Origin of the sequence: Allobranchiibius sp. GilTou73 (genome assembly GCF_021391335.1) — a bacterium.
Classification (GTDB): Bacteria; Actinomycetota; Actinomycetes; order Actinomycetales; family Dermatophilaceae; genus Allobranchiibius; species Allobranchiibius huperziae.
The window spans coordinates 128,559-148,406 of sequence record NZ_CP090051.1; the positions used below are offsets into that span (position 1 = coordinate 128,559).

General features: G+C 70.0%; 17 protein-coding genes and 1 pseudogene. 11 read left to right on the plus strand and 7 right to left on the minus strand.

All coding sequences use genetic code 11. The features are described 5' to 3' along the window. Positions 1-17 precede the first annotated feature (17 nt). Entirely contained in the window at positions 18-1,205 is a 1,188-nt protein-coding gene (locus LVQ62_RS00630; protein WP_233763656.1) for an acyl-CoA dehydrogenase family protein, read from the plus strand. Next, positions 1,192-1,956: an SDR family NAD(P)-dependent oxidoreductase gene (locus LVQ62_RS00635; RefSeq protein ID WP_233763658.1), complete on the plus strand. Its 765-nt coding sequence runs from the start codon at positions 1,192-1,194 to the stop codon at positions 1,954-1,956. Before LVQ62_RS00630 ends, LVQ62_RS00635 begins: the two co-directional genes overlap by 14 nt. A 3-nt stretch (positions 1,957-1,959) precedes the next feature. On the opposite strand, the gene LVQ62_RS00640 is transcribed toward LVQ62_RS00635, so the two are convergent. Both LVQ62_RS00640 and LVQ62_RS00645 read right to left on the minus strand, forming a co-directional pair. Next, a complete protein-coding gene (locus LVQ62_RS00640) occupies positions 1,960-2,874 on the minus strand; it encodes an aldose 1-epimerase family protein (RefSeq protein WP_233763660.1) in 915 nt (304 codons plus the stop codon). A 76-nt stretch (positions 2,875-2,950) separates the two neighbouring features. Then, entirely contained in the window at positions 2,951-4,579 is a 1,629-nt protein-coding gene (locus tag LVQ62_RS00645; RefSeq protein ID WP_233763662.1) for an AMP-binding protein, read from the minus strand. Positions 4,580-4,675: 96 nt separating this feature from the next. Here LVQ62_RS00645 and LVQ62_RS00650 point away from each other — a divergent pair, with 96 nt between their 5' ends. Continuing rightward, positions 4,676-6,868 (plus strand): helicase-associated domain-containing protein, encoded by a 2,193-nt coding sequence (locus LVQ62_RS00650; RefSeq protein WP_233763664.1) that lies wholly within the window; start codon positions 4,676-4,678, stop codon positions 6,866-6,868. Positions 6,869-6,955: 87 nt separating this feature from the next. Here LVQ62_RS00650 and LVQ62_RS00655 read toward each other — a convergent pair whose 3' ends face one another. The 4 genes from LVQ62_RS00655 to LVQ62_RS00670 form a co-directional block, all read right to left on the minus strand. Continuing rightward, a complete protein-coding gene (locus LVQ62_RS00655) occupies positions 6,956-8,911 on the minus strand; it encodes a M13 family metallopeptidase (protein WP_233763666.1) in 1,956 nt (651 codons plus the stop codon). Between the two features lie 114 nt (positions 8,912-9,025). After that, a complete protein-coding gene (locus LVQ62_RS00660; RefSeq protein WP_233763668.1) occupies positions 9,026-9,964 on the minus strand; it encodes a hydroxymethylglutaryl-CoA lyase in 939 nt (312 codons plus the stop codon). Between the two features lie 27 nt (positions 9,965-9,991). After that, entirely contained in the window at positions 9,992-10,474 is a 483-nt protein-coding gene (locus tag LVQ62_RS00665; protein ID WP_208051525.1) for a transcriptional regulator, read from the minus strand. A gap of 31 nt (positions 10,475-10,505) precedes the next feature. Then, positions 10,506-10,943, minus strand: coding sequence for a hypothetical protein (locus LVQ62_RS00670; RefSeq protein ID WP_233763670.1), 438 nt, complete (start codon positions 10,941-10,943; stop codon positions 10,506-10,508). Here LVQ62_RS00670 and LVQ62_RS17660 point away from each other — a divergent pair. From LVQ62_RS17660 to zwf, 7 genes and pseudogenes are all read left to right on the plus strand, one after another. After that, positions 10,845-11,147, plus strand: a pseudogene (locus tag LVQ62_RS17660) (S41 family peptidase); the annotation flags it as partial. The gene LVQ62_RS00670 and the pseudogene LVQ62_RS17660 overlap by 99 nt on opposite strands. A gap of 221 nt (positions 11,148-11,368) precedes the next feature. After that, a complete protein-coding gene (locus LVQ62_RS00675) occupies positions 11,369-12,073 on the plus strand; it encodes an alpha/beta fold hydrolase (protein ID WP_233763679.1) in 705 nt (234 codons plus the stop codon). 49 nt (positions 12,074-12,122) lie between these two features. Beyond that, the gene (locus tag LVQ62_RS00680) at positions 12,123-12,710 is read left to right on the plus strand and encodes a hypothetical protein (protein WP_233763681.1); all 588 of its coding nucleotides are present in this window, start codon (positions 12,123-12,125) and stop codon (positions 12,708-12,710) included. A gap of 82 nt (positions 12,711-12,792) precedes the next feature. Beyond that, positions 12,793-13,536 (plus strand): DUF4190 domain-containing protein, encoded by a 744-nt coding sequence (locus tag LVQ62_RS00685; RefSeq protein WP_233763685.1) that lies wholly within the window; start codon positions 12,793-12,795, stop codon positions 13,534-13,536. Positions 13,537-13,624: 88 nt separating this feature from the next. Next, a complete protein-coding gene (locus LVQ62_RS00690; protein WP_233763687.1) occupies positions 13,625-15,286 on the plus strand; it encodes a DNA repair helicase XPB in 1,662 nt (553 codons plus the stop codon). A 24-nt stretch (positions 15,287-15,310) separates the two neighbouring features. Continuing rightward, positions 15,311-15,559 (plus strand): DUF2530 domain-containing protein, encoded by a 249-nt coding sequence (locus LVQ62_RS00695; protein ID WP_233763696.1) that lies wholly within the window; start codon positions 15,311-15,313, stop codon positions 15,557-15,559. Positions 15,560-15,619: 60 nt separating this feature from the next. After that, the gene (gene zwf / locus LVQ62_RS00700; RefSeq protein WP_233763698.1) at positions 15,620-17,059 is read left to right on the plus strand and encodes a glucose-6-phosphate dehydrogenase; all 1,440 of its coding nucleotides are present in this window, start codon (positions 15,620-15,622) and stop codon (positions 17,057-17,059) included. Between the two features lie 59 nt (positions 17,060-17,118). On the opposite strand, the gene LVQ62_RS00705 is transcribed toward zwf, so the two are convergent. Next, positions 17,119-17,874, minus strand: coding sequence for a hypothetical protein (locus LVQ62_RS00705; protein WP_233763700.1), 756 nt, complete (start codon positions 17,872-17,874; stop codon positions 17,119-17,121). 591 nt (positions 17,875-18,465) lie between these two features. On the opposite strand from LVQ62_RS00705, the gene LVQ62_RS00710 reads away from it, so the two are divergent. Further along, positions 18,466-19,845, plus strand: coding sequence for an HNH endonuclease signature motif containing protein (locus LVQ62_RS00710; protein ID WP_233763702.1), 1,380 nt, complete (start codon positions 18,466-18,468; stop codon positions 19,843-19,845). The last annotated feature ends 3 nt before the right edge of the window (positions 19,846-19,848 follow it).

Here is a 19,848-nt window from a genome sequence, read left to right on the forward strand (position 1 = left end):
CAATTACAGTCGGTCGCATGCCTGCCTCACGCCTGCTGCCGGATGCCGCTGGCGACGACCTGATCGAGCTGACCCGTGACCTCTGCCGCAAGGAGCTGGCGCCGCGCGTCGAGGCCGCCGAAAAAAGCGGGGAGCTGCCCCGCGATGTCTTCCGCACCCTGGGCCGCAGCGGGCTGCTCGGCCTGCCCTACCCCGAGGAGCTCGGCGGCGGAGGCCAGCCGTACGAGACCTATCTGCAGGTGGTCGAGGAGATCGCGGCCACCTGGATGAGCGTCGCGGTCGGCGTCTCGGTACACGCACTGACGTGTTTCCCCCTGGTCACGGCGGGCACCGATGAGCAGCAGGCCACGTGGCTCACGGACATGCTGGGCGGCGACCTGCTGGGTGCCTACTGCCTGTCCGAGCGCGACGCCGGCTCGGACATCGCGAGCATGCGGACGCGGGCCAAGCCGGTCTCGGACGGCTCGGCGTACATCATCCGCGGCACCAAGGCCTGGATCTCGCACGCGGGCCATGCCGACTACTACACGAGCTTCGTGCGCACTGCCGACACCGGCAGCCGCGGCCTGTCCTGCTTCCTCGTCCCTGCGGACGCGCCGGGGCTGTCGGCCGGGACGCCCGAGCGCAAGATGGGCCTGGCGAGCGACACCGTCTCGGAGATCCACTACGAGGACGTCCACGTCGACACCGGTCGCCGGATCGGCGCCGACGGTGAGGGCATGCATCTCGCACTGGCGGCGCTCGACTCCGGACGTCTCGGGATCGCGGCTGCCGCAACCGGACTGGCCCAGGCGGCACTCGACGCCGCCGTGAGCTACGCCGCCACGCGCACGCAGTTCGGGCGCACGATCGCCAGCAATCAGGGACTGCAGTTCCTGCTCGCCGACCTGCAGGCGCAGACGTATGCCGCGCGGTCGGCGTATCTGCTGGCCGCACGACTGAAGGACGCCGGCCGGCCGTTCTCGATGGAGGCATCGAGCGCGAAACTCATCGCCACCGACGCAGCCATGCGAGTGACGACGGACGCGATCCAGGTGCTCGGCGGCGCCGGCTACACCAGTGACTTCCCGGTCGAGCGGATGTTCCGTGACGCCAAGGTGACCCAGATCTTCGAGGGCACCAACCAGATCCAGCGCATCGTCATCGCCCGGCACCTGCTCGCGGGCACCACTCCCCCGAAAGGAATGCCCAGTGCAGATCACTGATTCCACCGTCGCCCTCGTCACCGGAGGCGGGTCCGGCCTCGGCGAGGCGACCGCCCGACGGTTGACCGCGGACGGTGCGGCGGTCGTGATCCTCGACCTGGACCGTTCCCCCGGTGCCGAGGTGGCGGCGTCGCTCGGCGAGCGGGCCCGGTTCGTGGCCGCCGACGTGCGCGACGAGGAGCAGGTGCAGGCCGCCATCGACGCCGCGCGCGAGCTCGGCGACCTGCGGATCACCGTCAACTGCGCAGGGATCGGCACGCCGGGCCGCATCGTCGGCAAGCGTGGGGTGCTCCCGCTGGAGGACTACCGCACCGTCGTCGAGATCAACCTCATCGGCACCTTCAACGTGCTACGCCTCGCGGCCGCGGCGATGCTCGACCTCGAGCCGGTCGACGGCGAGCGCGGCGTCATCACGATGACCGCGTCCGTCGCGGCGTACGACGGTCAGATCGGCCAGGCGGCGTACGCGTCGTCCAAGGGCGGCATCGTCGGGCTCACCCTGTCGGCGGCGCGCGACCTGGCCGACAAGTCCATCCGGGTCATGACGGTCGCGCCCGGCACGTTCGAGACGCCGATGCTCGCAGGGCTCCCGCAGGAGGCCATCGAGGTGCTGGAGTCGCAGATCCCGCACCCGTCGCGCCTCGGCAAGCCCGCCGAGTACGCCGCACTGGTCGCCCACATCGTCGACAACCCGATGCTCAACGGCGAGGTCGTCCGACTCGACGGCGCGCTGCGGATGCCCCCGCGCTGAGCCTCAGCCCGGGCTGATCCCCCACGACCCGGTCCAGGTCTGACCCGGCTCGAGGGTGAGCAGCCCTTCGCCGTTGTTGAAGGCGTCCGCCGGGCAGGTCATCGGTTCCAGCGCGACGCCGGTCCGACGCACCCGTCCCGGCGGGAGCGTGTCACCGGTGAAGGCCTGCGCGTACGGGAAGCGGGTCGCGTCCGCCCACAGGGTCGTCCGGGTCCCGCCGTGGTCGAGGGAGATCGTCCACCGTCCGTTGTTCGAGGTCAGGTCGGCGTAGCAGTGGTCGAGCTGTGTGGTGCCGATGGCGCGCCCGGCGCGGAAGTCGTACGGCGTCCCCTCGACCGCCGCCGACCCGATCGGGAGCAGCCGCTCGTCCACGGTGATGGTGCGCGATCCCGGCAGGGTCAGCGTCAACTCGTCGACGGTGTCCTCCCCCGCGGTCAGGTAGGGGTGGACGCCGTACCCGAACGGGGCCGGGGTGTCGCTGAGGTTGGTCGCCGCCGGCGTCACCATTAGACCGAGGGCGCTCAGCGTGTAGGCCACCTGCAGGCGCAGCGTCCAGTCCCAGCCGGGCTGCGGTCGTAGCAGGTGCTCGACCACGATGGCATCCGAGTCATGTTGCACGACAGACCAGTCGGCCCACCGGACCAGGCCGTGCGAAGCGTTGGAGCGGGCGGGTTCGGTGAGCGCCAGCTGTTGGTCCTTGCCCGCGAAGGTGTACTTCCCGTCGCGGATCCGGTTCGGCCACGGCATCAGCAGATGTCCGCGACCGGCGTCGGACTTCGCGTCCTCCGGATAGCCGAAGAGCAGATCGCGGCCGTCGGCGCGGTAGGTGCGCAGCCCGCCACCGACCTGCACGATCACCACCTCGTGGTCATCGTGCCGGATCGTCCACTGGTCCCCGCTGGGAAGCGCCGTTGCCATGGGCCAATCTCAGCACGGTTCGTCATTTGGACATGCACATCGGGGCACATCTGCCCCGCCATGCATGTCCAAAACGTCAGCGGGCGAGGATCTCGACCGCTTCCTCGCGCATCTGGACCTTGCGGATCTTGCCGGTCACGGTCATCGGGAACTCTCCGGTCACGTGCAGGTAGCGCGGGATCTTGTAGTGCGCCAGCTTGCCCCGGCAGAAGTCCTGCAGCGCGTCGATCTGCAGCTCGGGTCGCCCCGGACGCATGATGATCCACGCCATCAGCTCCTCGCCGTACCGCTCGTCGGGCACCCCGACGACCTGCACGTCGGCGATGTCGGGATGGGTGTAGAGGAACTCCTCGATCTCCCGCGGGTAGATGTTCTCCCCGCCGCGGATGACCAGGTCCTTGATGCGGCCGACGATCGCGACGTAGCCGTCGTCATCCATGGTGGCGAGGTCGCCGGTGTGCATCCAGCGCGCCTCGTCGATGGATTCGGCGGTCTTGTCGTCCTGCTCCCAGTAGCCGCGCATCACGCTGTAGCCGCGCGTGCACAGCTCGCCGGTCTCCCCGCGTCCCACCCGCTGACCGGTCGCCGGGTCGATGATGTGCACCTCCAGGTGCGGCATCACCCGGCCCACGGTCTCCGTCCGCCGGGCCAGGTTGTCGTCCATCCGGGTCATCAGGGACACCGGCGACGTCTCGGTCATGCCGTAGGAGATCGCGACCGCCTCCATGTGCATGTCGGCGATGACCCGCTTCATCACCTCCACCGGGCACGGGGAACCCGCCATGATCCCCGTCCGCAGACTCGACAGGTCGTACGACGCGAAGTCCTCCAGCCCCAGCTCGGCCAGGAACATCGTCGGCACGCCATAGAGCGACGTACACCGTTCCTGTTGCACAGCTTTCAGCGTCGCGGCCGGCTCGAACGACGCCGCCGGGATGACGAGGCAGGCGCCGTGCGAGGTCGCTGCCAGGTTGCCCATGACCATCCCGAAGCAGTGGTAGAACGGCACCGGCACCGCGATCCGGTCCTCGTGGGAGTAGGCGATCATCTCCCCGACGAAGAAGCCGTTGTTGAGGATGTTGTGGTGGGTGAGGGTCGCGCCCTTGGGGAAACCGGTCGTGCCCGACGTGTACTGGATGTTGATCGGCTGATCGGGGTCGAGGTCGGCGGCTCGGCTCGCCAGGTCCTCGTCGCTCATCTCGCCCGCCCGCGCCAGCAGCTGCGACCAACTGTCCTCGCCGAGGTAGACCACGTCCTGCAGCTGCGGGCAGTCGCCGCGCACCTCCTCCACCATGGCGCGGTAGTCCGACGACTTGTGCGCCGTCGCGCTGACGAGGGTGCGCATGCCCGACTGGCGCAGCACGAACGCGAGCTCGTGCGAGCGGTACGCCGGGTTGACGCAGACGAGGATCGCGCCGATCGTCGCGGTGGCGTACTGCACCAGCACCCACTCCGGGACGTTCGGCGCCCAGATGCCCACCCGGTCGCCGCGCTGCACCCCGCTCGCGAGCAACGCTCGGGACAGCCGGTCGACGTCCTGCACCAACTCGTCGTAGGTCCACCGCCGTCCGCTGGGGACGTCCACCAGCACCTCGCGCTCACCGTGGGCATCCGCCGTACGACGCAGGTTCGCGCCGATGGTGTCGCCGAGCAGGGGGACGTCGGAGGTGCCGGACGCGTAGGACGGCAGAGGGACGGTGACCACGGGGAGCCTCCTGGAACGCGGGCGATGCGGTGAGAAGACCCTAGACCGGCGGGCGGGGGTTCGCGGCGTCGTTCGCCCGCGCCATACGCTCGGGTGATGACCGCCCGCAGCTTCGCCGACGACGTGCGGTCGCGCACCGATGCCCAGCTGCGTCGTCTGGTGCTGCGTCGCCCCGACCTGGCCCGGCCCGCCCCGGCGGATCTGACCGGCCTCGCCGCGCGCGCGGCGACCCGGCCGAGCGTGCAGCGCGCGATCGAGGCCCTCGAGGCCGACACGCTACGGGTGCTGGAAGCGGTCCTGGTCGCCGACGACAAGAGCGCGGCCGGACTCCTCGGCGTCGCCCAGAAGACCGTCGCCCCGCAGCTGCGCTCGCTGCAGGAGCTCGGCCTGCTCTGGCGCTCGTCCACCGGTCTCACCCCGGCCCGTGCAGTCGCCGAGGTGCTTCCCGAGCCGGCCCACCTCGGACCGACGGCCCGCGAGCTCGGTGTGCGGCCGCCGGCCGACATCGCCGCCGCGATCGAGCAGTGCTCGGACGCGACCCGAGGCGCGCTGGATCGCCTGCGGTGGGCCGGTCCGCGGGTGACCTTCTCCAGCAACGGCGCCCGCGCGGTGCGGGACGAGCTGCTCGAGGCGTCGCTCGCAGCGTCCGTGGCCGAGGACACCGCCGTGCTGCCCCGCGAGGTGGGCCTCGCCTTGCGCGATGGGCGGCTCTACGAAGACGCGCTCTCACACCCGGAGCCCGCCTCGGCGGCGCTCGACCCGGCCGCGGTCGATGCCGTCGGCGGCAGCGCCGCCTACGACCTGCTCGTCCGGGTCGAGGAGCTGGCGGACCTGTGGAGCAGCGAACGGCCACGGGTGCTGCGCTCGGGCGGCCTGGGCGTGAAGGACCACCGTGCGGCCGCGACCGCGCTGGAGGTCTCACCCGAGATCGCAGCGTTCGTCATCGAGATCGCCGCGGCCAGTGGTCTGGTCGGCCGGACCGTCGACGCCGTGCCCGTCTTCCTTCCCACGGCCGAGTACGACGAGTGGCTGGACGCCGAGCCCGCCCATCGGTGGAGGCTGCTCGCGAAGACGTGGTGGACGACGTTGCGCGCGCCGAGCCTGTGCACCGACGCCGACCAGCCGGGCGATCCGCTGAACGTGCTCGCGCCCGAGGCGACCTGGCCGCTGCTGCGGACCCGCCGGCACGAGGTGCTCGGCGTCCTTGCCGCACTGAAGCCGGGCCGGCCCGCGACGCTCGAGGAGGTGGGCGAGTTGCTGCGCTGGCACCTGCCGATGCGGCTCCCGCGCAGCGCCCCGACCCGCGCCGCGATCGTGCTGCGGGAAGCCGAGTGGCTCGGCCTGGCAGCGACGGGTGCCGTGACGAGTGCGGGTCGCGCGCTCGTCGGCGGCACCGAACCGGCGCCAGCGCTGCCGACGCCGATCGACGAACTCCTGGTGCAGGCCGACCTGACCGCAGTGGCGCCCGGCGCGTTGAGCGACGACCTGCGCCGCTTCATGCACCGCGCAGCGGAGGTCGAATCACGAGGTGCTGCAACGGTCTACCGCTTCACGCCCACCTCCATCCGCACGGTGCTCGACGGGGGCGCCGACGCCGACGACGTCCTGGAACGCCTGCGCAGCGCCAGTCGCACCCCGCTGCCCCAACCGCTGGAGTATCTGGTCGGAGACGTCGCCCGCCGGCACGGACAGACCCGGATCGGAGCCGCCGGGTGCTATCTGCGCAGCGACGACGAGGCATCGCTGCAGGCGATCCTCGGCGACCGCTCGCTCGCCCCGCTGCAACTGCGCCGCATCGCGCCGACCGTGCTGATCTCCCCCGCGCCTGCGACGACCGTGCTGGAGATGCTGCGGGACCATCGGCACACGCCGGTCGCGGAGAGCGCGACCGGCACGGTCGTCGGCACCGGCCCGGGCAAGGACCGCGCTCCGACGCCACGCGCGCCGCAGGCCGTGCAGGTCTCCCTGGTCGACGAACCCCTGGCGGAGCGACTGGTCGCCGCCATGCGTGCCGGCGAGCGCGACCGCCCGGAGCCTGCCGCAGGTCCGCGCATCCCGTCGACCGAGCCGAGCGTGACCCGGTCGCTGCTGCAGGAGGCCGTCGGCAGCAGCGCGCGGGTGTGGATCGGGTATGCCGAGCCGTCCGGTGAGCTGCGTCGCGGTCTCTTCCGGCCGCGCCGGATCGAGGGCGGCCGGGTGTCCGGCCTGATCAGCCCGAACGAGCAGGATCCGGAGCATCCGCGGACGTTCTCGATCCACCGCATCACCGGCATCGTCGAGGTCGCCTGAGCGATCCGTCCCAGTCGAGGGGTGCAGGAACGCACGAGGGGTGGGGATATGTCCCCACCCCTCGGCGCGTTCCCTGCACCTCGATGATCAGAAGATGCGGACCCGCCGGTCCTCCGGCAGCCACATGCCGTCGTCCTCGGAGACGCCGAACGCCTCGTGGAACTCGACCAGGTTGCGGGCGATGTTGGCCCGGCAGTTCGCGGGGGCGTGCGGGTCGATCGCGAGCAGTCGCACGGCCTCCTCACCGCGAGCCTTGCCACACCAGATCTGCGCCCAGCCGACGAAGAACCGCTGGTCGCCCGTCAGCCCGTCGAGCTCGGGTGACGGTGCCTTCTCGGTGGCGATCCGGTGGGCCTTGAAGCCGATGGTCAGGCCGCCGAGGTCGCCGATGTTCTCCCCGACGGTCAGGCCGCCGTTGACCTTCGATCCGGGCGCGTCCGCGGGCTCCTGGTCGTCGAACTGCTCGATGAGGGCCTTCGCGAGGGCGTCGAACCGGGAGCGGTCCTCTTCGGTCCACCAGTCCTCCAGCCGACCGTCCCCGTCGTACCGCGAGCCCTGGTCGTCGAAGCCGTGCCCGATCTCGTGGCCGATGACCGCGCCGATGCCGCCGTAGTTGACCGCGTCGTCGGCATCCACGTCGAAGAACGGCGGCTGCAGGATCGCGGCGGGAAAGACGATCTCGTTCATCGTCGGGTGGTAGTACGCGTTGACCGTCTGCGGGGTCATCAGCCACTCGTCGCGGTCGATCGGTCCGCCGAGCTTGGCCAGCTCACGATCGGACTCGAACTGTGCCGACCGCACCACGTTGCCGAGCAGGTCGTCCGCGTCGATCTCCAAAGCGCTGTAGTCGCGCCACTTGTCGGGGTAACCGATCTTCGGGGTGAAGTTCGCGAGCTTCTCCAGGGCCTTGGCCCGGGTCTGCTCACCCATCCAGGGCAACGTCTGGAAATCGCGCCGGTAGGCCTCGATGAGGTTGTCGACCAGCTGCACCATCCGCTCCTTGGCGTGCGGCGGGAAGTGCTTCTCGACGTAGAGCTGCCCGGCGACCTCGCCGAGCGCGCCCTCCACCAGGGCGACCCCACGCTTCCACCGCTCACGCAGCTCCGGCACCCCGGACAGCGCCTTGCCGTAGAAGGCGAAGTTCTCATCGACCAGAGGCGAGCTGAGGTACGGCGCGCGCGCACTGATCGTGTGCCACAGCAGCCAGGACTTCCAGTCCTCCAGCGACAGCTCACGCAGGGTGTCCGAGAGGCCGCTGAAGAACGACGGCTCCCCCAGGACGATCTGGGCGAACGCGCGTTCGGGGGCTTGCAGGCCCGACGTCCATGCGTCCCAGTCGAATTCGGGCGCCAGCTCGCGCAGGCCTGCCGCGTCGAACTTGTTGTAGGTCTTGACCGCGTCGCGGGTGGCGACGACGTCCCAGTGGTGGGAGGCGAGGCGGGTCTCCAGCTCCAGCACGGCCTGCGCGCGCCGCTCACCTTCGTCGATGCCGGCGTGCCCGAACATCGCCGCGATGTGCGCGACGTAGGTGCCTCGGATCTCGGCGTACTTCTCCTCGCGGTAGTAGGACTCGTCGGGCAGCCCGAGGCCCGCCTGCTCGAGGTAGACCACGTAGCTGTCGGGGTCCTTGGCGTCCGCGCTGACGTACGCCGCCACGGCGTTCGGGATGCCCGCGCGGGCCAGCACACCGAGTCGGGTGCACAGCTGCTCCACCGTCGCGACGGCGGTGATCCCGTCGAGCGTCGGCACGAGCGGGGCCACTCCGAGGGAGTCGATGTGCTCCACGTCCATGAAGGAGGTGTAGAGGTCGCCGACCTTGCGACCGGGGGTGCCGGGCGCGTCCTGCGAGGCTGCCGCCTGCTGCACGATCTCGCGCATGCTCTCCTCGGACGCCTCGCGCAGCCGGTCGAACGAGCCGTAGCGCGCCCGGTCGCCTGGAATCTGGGTCTCACGCACCCAGACGCTGTTGACGTACCCGAAAAGGTCGTCCTGCGCCCGGATGTCCGGATCGAAGGTTGCGGTGATGCCCGATGTCTGCCCCACGAAGAATCCTGTCCGCTGCGTCGACTGCGGGTGCCTCACGCGAGCGCGACGGGCGCGGTGCTGCTCCCCCGTGGCGCGCGAGGACCCGACGTTGGTCTGGTCTCCTGCATCCTGTCACTGACCACTGTCACCAAGGGCGCGCACGACCCTCGACGGGGACGGGCGGCCGAGCTGCCCGGCCATCCAGACGCTCGTGGCGACCAGCTCGGTCAGGTCCACTCCGGTCTCGATCCCGAGCCCGCGGCAGGCCCACACCAGGTCCTCGGTGGCGAGGTTGCCGGTCGCGCTCTTGGCGTACGGGCACCCACCGAGACCGCCGGCGGAGGCGTCGACCGTGCGCACCCCCTTCGCGAGCGCGGCCAGGGTGTTGGCCAGGGCCTGGCCGTAGGTGTCGTGGAAGTGCACGCCGAGTGTCGCCGGCGCGATCCCCTTCTCCCCCAACGCATCCAGCAGCCGTACGACGTGACCGGGCGTGCCGGTGCCGATGGTGTCGCCCAGGCAGAGTTGATCGGCGCCGAGCGCCAGCATCGCCTCGCAGACCGTCACCACCTGATCGATCGGGACCGCGCCCTCCCAGGGGTCGCCGAAGCACATCGAGACGTACGCGCGCACCCACAGCCCTGCGGCCTTCGCGCGTTCGACGACGGGAGCGAACATCCGCAGGGACTCCTCGACGCTGCGGTTGAGGTTCTTCTGCGCGAAGGTCTCGGTCGCCGACCCGAAGACGGCCACCGCTCCCACGCCTGCTGCGAGCGCCGCGTCCAGGCCCCGCTCGTTCGGCACGAGCACCGGCCGGTCGGCACCGCGGCCGAGGTCGCCCAGCTGCTCCAGCAGTTGCGGCGCGTCGCCCATCTGCGGCACCCACGCGGCCGGCACGAAGGACGTCGTCTCGATGGTCTGCAGGCCGGTCGCGATCAGGCGTCGTACGAACTGCGCCTTCACGTCCGTGGGGAGGATCGTCTTCTCGTTCTGCAGTCCGTCGCGCGGACCGACCTCGTAGATCGTGATCCGGTCCGGCATGACGGAGGACGGCTCGACCTGGGGAAGGCTCATCCCGTCATGTTGCCATCACGCCGCACGTCAGCCGCGAGCGACGGCGACGAAGACGTTCACGAGAGATCCGGAGTCGTCGGCGGGCAGGCCCGCGACCCATCGTTCGAGGTGCGCGGTCAGTTCGCGGGTCTGGACGGGCGTCAGACGCACCGCGCGCAGGAACGCGAAGGACTGCGGATCCGCATCCAGTCCGGCCCGGACCGCGCCGAGCATGCCGGTCGTCGCGTCACGGTCGTGGAAGTGCAGTGATCGACCGGCGCGCGCGTAGAGCGTCCCGGTGCCGCCACGGCCGGTCCGTGTGCCGACACGCCTCACGAGGCCGGCGTCCACCAACACCTTGACGTGGTGGGCGACGTTGCCCTTGTTCATCGCCAGCTCGCGCGAAAGGGCGCTGACCGTCATGGGTTCGATGCCGAGGGCCAGGGTGATGCGGTGCCGTGACGGGTGCCGCATCGCCTCGTGCTGTTCAGGCGTCGACACGTTCAAAGCATCCGGTACGTCAGTGCTCACCCCCGAAGCGTCAACTGGACTGGCGTGAGCGTCAAGAGCCTTCGATCCTGTGCCGATGACGATCTTCGATGAGATGGCAGACCTGGTCGAGCACCACTACGTTCTCGAGGCCGATGCGGCCCGATACGCAGGACTCCTGCGTCAGCACTCGGCCGAGCTCGCGGCGCTCGTACCGGACCGCGATGCCGTCAACGCCCGCATCCACCAGTTGATCCCCGACCGGCACCTCAGTCTGCGGGCCGCGACCGTGCAGGCACCGGCACCGCGCCCTCCGGCCGCGGGGATCGCCGGGGTGCAGCGTTGCCTCGATGGCATCGCCGTCGTCACGATCAGCCCGTACCTGGACGACGCGGATCGCGCCGAGACCTGCATCGACGCGATGTGCGCGTTGGTCGCCGGCGCGGAGCGGCTCGTCATCGACCTGCGGGCCTGCGGTGGAGGTGACACCGACACGATCGCGATGATCCACGGCTGGCTGCTGGGCGCGGAGCCGGTCCTACTGGGCTGGTTCGAGCATCGCCACCAGCCGACCGTCGACTACCTCAGCAGGCCGCGGACCTCCGCGTACGACGGCCCGGTGGACATCCTGACCTCCCACCGCACGTTCTCCGGTGGCGAGGACCTGGCCTACGTCCTGCAGGCGAACGGGCGTGCCCGCGTGATCGGCGAGCGGACAGGGGCGGTGCGCACCCGGTCGAACGCTTCACGCTGGCCGAGGGGCTCATCTGTCAGATCCCTGTGGCGCGCTCCGTCATCGCCCGCACCGGCGGGAACTGGGAAGGCGCCGGAGTCACCCCCGACCTCCCCTGCCCGGCCGACGAGGCACTGCAGGTCGCCGGGGCCGCAGGGTGATGGTCGAAGGGGTGGCGCCTGTCTGACAGAGTCGGCGGCATCATGGGGAACCCACTGGTCGTCTTCGTACCCGGCCTCGGCCTGGACGAGCAGGAGTGGGAGCGGGTACGCGCCCGTCTCGATCGGGACAGCGTCGTGGTGGTGCTACCGACGATGGGGCAGCCGGCTCGCCGCGGTCTCGACCTGCGGGTGGAGGCCCAGGCGGCGCTGCTCGCGCGGCGCCTGCCCCGGAACGCTCCGCTGATCCTGGTCGCGCACTCCGCGAGTTGCCCGATCGCTGCCGACCTCGCCTCCCGTTCAGGCGATGTGGTCGGCCTGGTCCTCGTAGGACCGGTGACCGATCCCGCTGCCGCGTCGTGGCCCCGGTTGTTGGTGCAGTGGGCTCGTACGGCGGTCCGGGAGCCGTGGTGGCAGCTGCCCGCACTGTTCCGACAGTGGGCGCGCACGGGGCCGGGGAGCATGATCCGCGGCATGAACGCCGTACGCCCCTTCCGCACCGATCACGCCCTCCGCTCGGTGCAGGCACCGGTGGCGATCGTGCGGGGAGAGCGGGACCAGATCGCGGCGAAGGAGTGGTCGGCCACGGTGCAGAGCGCGTCGGGCGGCCACCTGAGCACTGTTCGAGGCGCCGCGCACATGGTGCCCACGACCCATCCCGACGCCGTGGTCGACGCCGCCCACCACGTTCTCGCCGCCGTCACAGCCGCCGAGCGCCTCCGAGACGACGAACCCCAGCTGCCCATCTGACGTCACCGGCCCAGGCGTAACGCCGGTCGCCGCATGACATCGTCGAATCGTGCTGTTGCTGGTGACCGGATCGAGTTGCTCGGGCCAGACCACGGCCGCGCGGCTCTGTGCCGACCTGCCGCAACTGGCCGTGCACGACAGCGACGAACACGGCGTACCGAGCGACGCGGACACCGCCTGGCGCCAGCGCGACCTGCGTCGCTGGGTGCAGGAGGCGATCCGGCTCGAGCAAACGGGCACCGACCTGCTGCTCACGGGTCAGTCCCCCATCGGCGAACTCCTGGCTGTGCCCGAGGCCGACCGACTGCCCACCGCGGTGCTCCTGATGGACGTCGAGGACCCCACCCGATGGCGCCGCCTGGAGGAGCGCGATCCGGGGAAGTGGTCCAGGGAGGAGAAGCGCGCCTTCGTCGGGTGGGCGCGGTGGCATCGTGCCCACGCCGTCGACGCGGCGTTCCACCCCGAGGTCCTCACCGAGGGCGCCGCAGCCGGGATGCGCTGGGACCGGTGGCTGCCGGGTGCCGGGACGGGTCCCTCGTGGATGGTCGAGGTGATCAACACCACGGAACAGGACGTCACGACCACCGCAGCCGCACTGCGGGACTGGGTCTCGCTCCAGCGCTCCCAGAACGGTTGACCTCGGCGCCACCGGCTCGCATCCCGTTGCGGCCCTGCCTTCGTGCGATGCTTGCCGCTCACGCCAGCACCGGGAGATCACGATGAGCAACCAGCCGCCCTACGACGGCTCGCAGGAACCCATCCACGAGCAGCCGACCCAGGGCGTGCCGCACGTGGAGGAGCAGGGGCAGGGAGACGACTCGGGGAGCACCCAGAGCGGCAACGGCTGGTCAGCGCCGCCCTCCGCCGCCCCGTACGGCGAATCGTCCGGATCGTCCTACGGACAGTCCACGCCGCAGTACGGCAGCGCGCCCCAGTACGGGCAGGCCCCGCCCCCTCAGTACGGCGAGTCGACGCCGCAGTACGGCAGCGCGCCCCAGTACGGCCAATCGGCGCCGCAGTACGGCAGCGCTCCGCAGTACGGCCAGTCGGCGCCCTACGGCCAGACGGAGAAGGACCCGTACGGCGCGCCGCAGGGCGGGTACGACGCGTACGGCCAGGGTGGTTACGGACAGCAGGGCTACTACTCCCCACCCGCCACCCAGGGCAACGGCAGCAACACCTCGGCGATCGTGTTGACGGTCGTGTCGGGGCTGTCGATCTTCCTGTGCTGCGGGGCCGGCGTTCCCTCGCTGATCCTGGGCATCATCGCGCTCACCAAGCAATCCAACGACCCGGGCGGCGCGGCTCGGCTCGCGAAGATCGGGTGGATCGTCTTCGGCGTCCTCGTCGCGCTCGCGGTCATCGCTTTAGTCGTGCTCTTCGCCGTGGGTGAGTTCGGGAGCCACTCCAGCAGTTACAACGACGACTACGGGAACTCTCCCAGCTACAGCTCGACGTTCTGACCTCGCAGACAGTTCCCATCGGGCGGCGCCGGAAGATCGGCGCCGCCCGATGCGTTGTACGGGCGAACCCCGAGGCGAAAGAGCAGGTATGACCGACGGACCCCTGATCGTGCAGAGCGACAAGACGGTGCTGCTGGAGATCGACCACCCCGACGCGACCGCGGCGCGCCGCGCGATCGCCCCCTTCGCCGAGCTCGAACGCGCACCCGAGCACATCCACACCTACCGGGTCACCCCGCTCGGGCTGTGGAACGCGCGTGCGGCCGGGCACGATGCCGAGCAGGTCGTCGACGCCCTGGTCCGCTTCAGCCGCTACCCCGTGCCCAACGCCCTGCTGATCGACATCGCCGAGACGATGGACCGGTACGGCCGCCTCGTGCTGGAGAAGCGCGAGCACGACCAGCTGGTGCTGACCTCCACCGACAAACCGGTGCTCGAGGAAGTGCTGCGGCACAAGAAGATCGCGCCCATGGTCGGCGCGCGGCTCGACGACCTCACCGTGGCGGTGCATCCCAGCGAGCGCGGCGCGATCAAGCAGCAGCTCATCAAGGTGGGCTGGCCCGCCGAGGACCGCGCCGGGTACGTCGACGGTGAGGCCCACGAGATCTCCCTCGACACCACCGAGTGGTCGCTGCGGCCCTATCAGGAGCAGGCCGTCGACGGGTTCTGGCACGGCGGGTCCGGCGTCGTCGTGCTTCCCTGCGGCGCCGGCAAGACGCTGGTGGGCGCGGGCGCGATGGCACGCGCCAAGGCCACCACGTTGATCCTGGTGACCAACACGGTCTCGGCCCGGCAGTGGCGCGAGGAACTGCTGAAGCGCACCTCACTGACCGAGGACGAGATCGGCGAGTACAGCGGCGCACGCAAGGAGATCCGCCCCGTCACCATCGCGACGTACCAGGTGCTCACGCACAAGCGGAAGGGCGTCTTCCCGCACCTGGAACTGCTCGACGCCCGCGACTGGGGCCTCGTCCTCTACGACGAGGTACACCTGCTGCCGGCCCCGATCTTCCGGATGACCGCCGACCTGCAGGCCCGGCGTCGCCTCGGTCTGACCGCGACCCTCGTACGCGAGGACGGCCGTGAGTCCGACGTGTTCAGCCTCATCGGGCCGAAGCGCTTCGACGCGCCGTGGAAGGACATCGAGAACCAGGGCTACATCGCCCCCGCCGACTGCGTCGAGGTGCGGGTCACGCTGCCCGAGCACGATCGGCTGGTCTACGCCACGACCGAGCCCGAGGACCGCTACCGGTTCGCGTCCTGCTCGGAGGTCAAGAACCCGGTCGTGGAGCAGCTGGTCGCCCGGCACGCCGGCGCGCCCACCCTGGTGATCGGCCAGTACCTCGACCAGCTCGACACTCTCGCCGGCCGGTTGAACGCCGACATCATCACCGGCGAGACGACGGTCGCCGTACGCCAGAAGCTCTTCCAGCAGTTCCGCGACGGCGAGATCACCCTGCTCGTCGTGAGCAAGGTGGCGAACTTCTCCATCGACCTGCCCGAGGCGAGCGTCGCGATCCAGGTGTCCGGCACCTTCGGGTCACGCCAGGAGGAGGCGCAACGCCTCGGGCGCGTGCTGCGCCCCAAGCGCGACCACGGCACCGCGCACTTCTATACGGTCGTCGCCCGTGACACCGTCGACGCGGAGTTCGCGGCGCACCGCCAGCGGTTCCTCGCCGAGCAGGGCTACGCCTACCGGATCGTCGACGCCGAGGATCTTGGGGACACTGCTCCGTCCGGTGCGCGCTGACCGGGCGCCGCTAGGCTGGCATCCGTGAGCCAGGACGTGGGCCGGGAGCCCGGGCAGGATGCGCAGATCGAGCCGCTGCAGGTCGACACCCCGCACATCATCATCGTCGGTCTCGTGCTGTGGGCGATCGCGCTCGTAGCCACGCTCGCCGTGCCTGCTCTGCACAGCGACGACCGTCACTGGTGGCCGTGGGCAGCGTTGTCCGGCCTCCTCCTCGGCGCGCTGGGGCTTGCCTACGTACGACGCGGGCGCGGCAATGCGAGCGCGGCATGATCCGGCGAAACTCCTTCTCCCGAGAGGCTGCCCATGGTTTCCGAGACGTCCACTGACAACGTGGCCGACCGCACGGCAACCGTCGTGCTCTTCGGCGCCACCGGCGATCTGGCCAAGCGCAAACTCCTCCCGGGCCTGCTGCACCTCTTCCACTCCCGGCTGCTCGGCGACATCCGGCTCGTCGCCACGTCGCTGGAGGAGATGACCCGCGAGGAGTTCATCGACCTCGCGTCGCGCTCCATCGACGAGTTCTCGGTGCACAACCGCGACGACAAGGTCTGGCAGGCCTTCGCCAAGCGCGTCTACTACGTGCCCGGGTCGGCGGGTCCTCAAGGACTGGCCAAGACCGTGGCCGAAGCGGAGGCCGAGGTCACCGGCACCCTCCCGCCGCAGCGCCTGCACTACCTGAGCGTGCCGCCGAAGGCTGCGCTGGCGGTGACCCGCACGCTCGCCGAGGCGGGGTTGGCCGAGGGCAGCCGGATCGTCATGGAGAAGCCGTTCGGCACCGACCTCGCGAGCGCCGTGGCGCTCAACGCCGCGGTCCACGAGTTCTTCGACGAGGACCAGGTCTTCCGCATCGACCACTTCCTCGGCAAGGAGGCGGCGCTCAACATCCTGGCGTTCCGCTTCGCGAATGGACTCTTCGAGCCGATCTGGCACCGCAACAACATCGAGCACATCCAGATCGACGTGCCGGAGACCCTCGGCCTGGAACAGCGGGCGTCCTTCTACGAGGGCACCGGCGCCTACCGGGACATGGTCGTGACCCACCTCTTCCAGGTGCTGGCGTTCACTGCCATGGAGCCACCGACCGCGCTACTGCCCCAGGCGATCACCGAGGAGAAGAACAAGGTCTTCCGGTCGATGCAGCCGATCAACCCCAACGACGTCGTACGCGGTCAGTACCAGGGCTACCGCGACGAGAAGGGCGTCGCTCCGGAGTCGGAGACCGAGACGTTCATCGCCCTGAAGGCCTACATCGACAACTGGCGGTGGGCCGGCGTCCCGTTCTATCTGCGCACCGGCAAGAAGCTGTCCGAGGGCCAGCGGATCATCTCGGTCGCGTTCAAGGAACCGCCGAAGTCGATGTTCCCGTCCGGTTCCGGTGTCGGACAGAACGGCCCGGACCACCTGACCTTCGACCTCGCGGACAAGGCCAAGCTCTCGCTGTCGTTCTACGGCAAGCGGCCCGGACCCGGCTTCCGCCTCGACAAGCTCTCGATGCAGTTCGCCTACCAGGACACCAGCTGGGCCGGGTCGGTGCTGGAGGCCTACGAGCGGCTCATCTACGACGCGATCCGAGGTGACCACACGCTGTTCACCTCGGCCGAGGGCATCGAGCGGCTGTGGGAGATCTCCGAACCCCTGCTCGACAACCCGCCGCCGGTGCGGCCCTACGCGCTCGGCTCATGGGGTCCGAATCAGATCCACCAGCTCATCGCCCCGCGAGCCTGGCGGCTTCCCTTCGAGCGCAAATGGCGTGCGCCCGCACGCGATTGAGCTGCGCACACGAGGAACGGCCGGTCGGGGACCCCCGACCGGCCGTTCTCATCCGCCGGTCAGTGGCGGACGCGCCACGCGTGCGTGTGCGCCTGGTGGGCGTCCTGCGCCAAGGGGTAGTCGTAGCCCAATGCGTCGAGCATCGGCTGCGGTTGCGGCGCCTCGCTGGTCGGGAGCGGCTTGTCGCTCAGCAGTCCGGCGGTGGCGGTCGTCGCGGCGTAGTCGACGTAGTAGCTGATGGTGCCGTTGTCGACCTCGCACGCGGTGTCCGCGGCGACGGTACGGGCGTGCGGGTTCACCTTGACCAGGTTGACGAAGTAGTTCAGGTATTTGTCGCAGGTCGCCACGTCGGTGGACGACGCGCGCTTGCTGACGGAATGCTCGTAGGACCAGACGTTCTCGGAATCGACCGTCTTCACGCCGTTTTGCAGGTCGGACAGCCGGTTGGAGGTGTCGACGTAGATGTCGGTGGAGGCGACCGGGTTGCCCGTCTTCGACGTGTACGCCGTGAGATAGGTCCACTGCGCGCCGCGTACGGGATAGCAGTTGAAGCGCAGCTCCGGGCCCTGGAAATCCGAGTCCTGGGTGCCCGGCAGGAGGGTCGCGGTCGCGGAAGCCTTGGTGACCTGGCCGACCTCCCACTTGGCGTGCGACTCGCAGTCGCTGCGCGACCAGAAGTGCGCCTGGCGGCTGGTGCCGTGCAGGAAGATCGAGCCCGCAGGGTGGGCGGCAGCGTGGGCGGGTGCGGCCGCCAGGGTGATGCCGGTACCGGCGAGCGCGGTCGCACCTGCGACCGCCGCGAGCGTCTTCAGCATGAGGTGATCCTTATCGGGAGACGGCGTGAGCGACCGCTCACGATCGGATCATAGGAGTCGCGCACGGCTCGGTGCCCGCGTTGACACGGTTGTTCATCTGCTTCTCGCCGGACGTTCGCGGCGTGCGGCGGGTGCCCGGAGGTCATATGCCTGGTGGCCGGGAGAACACCCCCGGCCACCCCACGCGTGCGGTCCCCTCTTTGCTGAGGGTGTGAGCGCGGGCCCTCACCAGCTGTTGAGGCCGGCGACTGCCGGCACGCCAATCGTCGGGTTCAGCGGTGTGTAGGACCCATCCATCTCAGACCTAACTTTCGCTGATTTTTAGACCTAGGACCCGGCCTAGCACCCCCGTCGCGGACCCCGTCATCGGTCGCGGTCAGTCGGCGATCCACCGTCGGCTCGTGATGTCCGCTCTGGGTGTGGACAACCCCGAAAAATGTCACCTCGGCGCAGGGGGATGTGGATAACTCAAGCTCGGATCGCGAACATTGGCAGTGCTTTTCGCGGTTCGACCTCTTGCCTGATATATCGAACACGCGTATGATTCAGGGTGTAGAAACGGGGCAGGAACCAGCAGTCGCAGGAGGGGCCATGGCGCAGTCGACAACTGAGCACTGGCGCCCTGCTGCGCCGGGTACCGGTAACCGGTTGATGGCTCTGCTGGGCGAGTTCGCTGCCGGGCTGGAGGAGTGGCCGGATGCTCTGTGGCAACTGGACGAAGCGGCCCTGGGTGAGGTGGTCGGAAGCATGCTGCGGATCACGGCTCGTGCTGAGAACGTCGCAGCGCTGGCGACCGCGGATGCGCTGGGCCGCGGGACGGTGGCGAACTCCACCGCGACCGGCGCTCCCGCGTGGGTCGCGCGGCAGGCGACCGGGGTGGACCCGGCGGTGGTGCGCCGGGTCGGTGTCGTGGGCGTGGACTGTGCGGACCCGCGCAATCAGGTGGTTGTTGACGCGCTGGCCGATGGGTCGGCGAGTGTGCCGGTGGCTACTGCCGCGTTACGCCAGGTCCCGCTGATCCTTCCGCAACTGCCGACCGCCGACCGTGATGACCTGCTGGGCCGGTACCTGTCGTTGTCGGACTACGGCGCGCGCACGTTGCGGGAGCTGACCACCCGGATCCTGGGGGAATACGCGCCGCAGCAGCTGGTACGCGATGAGGAGCGTCAGCAGGACTGCGAGTCGGTGTTCTGGGCCGACCTACCGTCCGGGTTGACCCGGTTCGTGGCCGAACTCTCGAGCGGGCACGCCGCCATGGTCAAGCACGCCCTGCGCGCCCTGTCCGCACCCGCGCCCGTGGAAGCCCAGGCCGGCACCAGCGTGGCCGAGCGAGACACCCGCACGCCGGCCAAACGACGCGCGGACGCCCTGGTGCGCTTGGTCGACACCGCCGCGGGTGTCCTCGACGGCACCAGCTCGCGGCCGGTCGGAGAATTCGGCGGGACCGCGAAGATCCTGGTCACCCTGGACTTGAACACTCTGTACGAGGGACTCCGCGAAACGGGTCGGCTCAGCCAACATGGTTCAGACGACGGCAGATCCGCACCGACGTACCTGCCGGGTATCGGGCGCACCACCGACGGCGATCACCTCGACGCCGGCACTCTCCGCCGACTCGCGTGCGATGCGGATCTCATCCCCGCAGTCCTCGGCACCGACTCCGAACCCTTGGACGTCGGGCGCGCCAAACGCCTCTTCACCGGAGGACTCAGAACGGCCATCATCCACCGAGACCGGCACTGCACGTTCCCCGGCTGTGACCGACCACCGGACTGGTGCGATGCACATCATGTGACGCCCTGGTGGGCCGGCGGCGAAACGAACCTCGGCAACGCGGCACTGCTCTGCGCGCGACATCACACGATCGTGCACCGCGACCTCCTCACCGCCCAGGTCACCACCACCGGCGTCACCTGGGACCTCACTCCCGGACTGATGCCCACCTGGCCCGGACAGCGGCCCGCAGCGTGACGC

Excerpts from the sequence above, each read along its gene's own strand:
- LVQ62_RS00630 (WP_233763656.1), top strand. The coding sequence starts at position 18 with ATGCCTGCCTCACGCCTGCTGCCGGATGCCGCTGGCGACGACCTGATC.
- LVQ62_RS00685 (WP_233763685.1), top strand. The coding sequence starts at position 12,793 with ATGAGCAACCAGCCGCCCTACGACGGCTCGCAGGAACCCATCCACGAG.
- LVQ62_RS00650 (WP_233763664.1), top strand. The coding sequence starts at position 4,676 with ATGACCGCCCGCAGCTTCGCCGACGACGTGCGGTCGCGCACCGATGCC.
- LVQ62_RS00660 (WP_233763668.1), bottom strand. The coding sequence starts at position 9,964 with ATGAGCCTTCCCCAGGTCGAGCCGTCCTCCGTCATGCCGGACCGGATC.
- LVQ62_RS00675 (WP_233763679.1), top strand. The coding sequence starts at position 11,369 with ATGGGGAACCCACTGGTCGTCTTCGTACCCGGCCTCGGCCTGGACGAG.
- LVQ62_RS00710 (WP_233763702.1), top strand. The coding sequence starts at position 18,466 with ATGGCGCAGTCGACAACTGAGCACTGGCGCCCTGCTGCGCCGGGTACC.
- LVQ62_RS00705 (WP_233763700.1), bottom strand. The coding sequence starts at position 17,874 with ATGCTGAAGACGCTCGCGGCGGTCGCAGGTGCGACCGCGCTCGCCGGT.
- LVQ62_RS00640 (WP_233763660.1), bottom strand. The coding sequence starts at position 2,874 with ATGGCAACGGCGCTTCCCAGCGGGGACCAGTGGACGATCCGGCACGAT.
- LVQ62_RS00690 (WP_233763687.1), top strand. The coding sequence starts at position 13,625 with ATGACCGACGGACCCCTGATCGTGCAGAGCGACAAGACGGTGCTGCTG.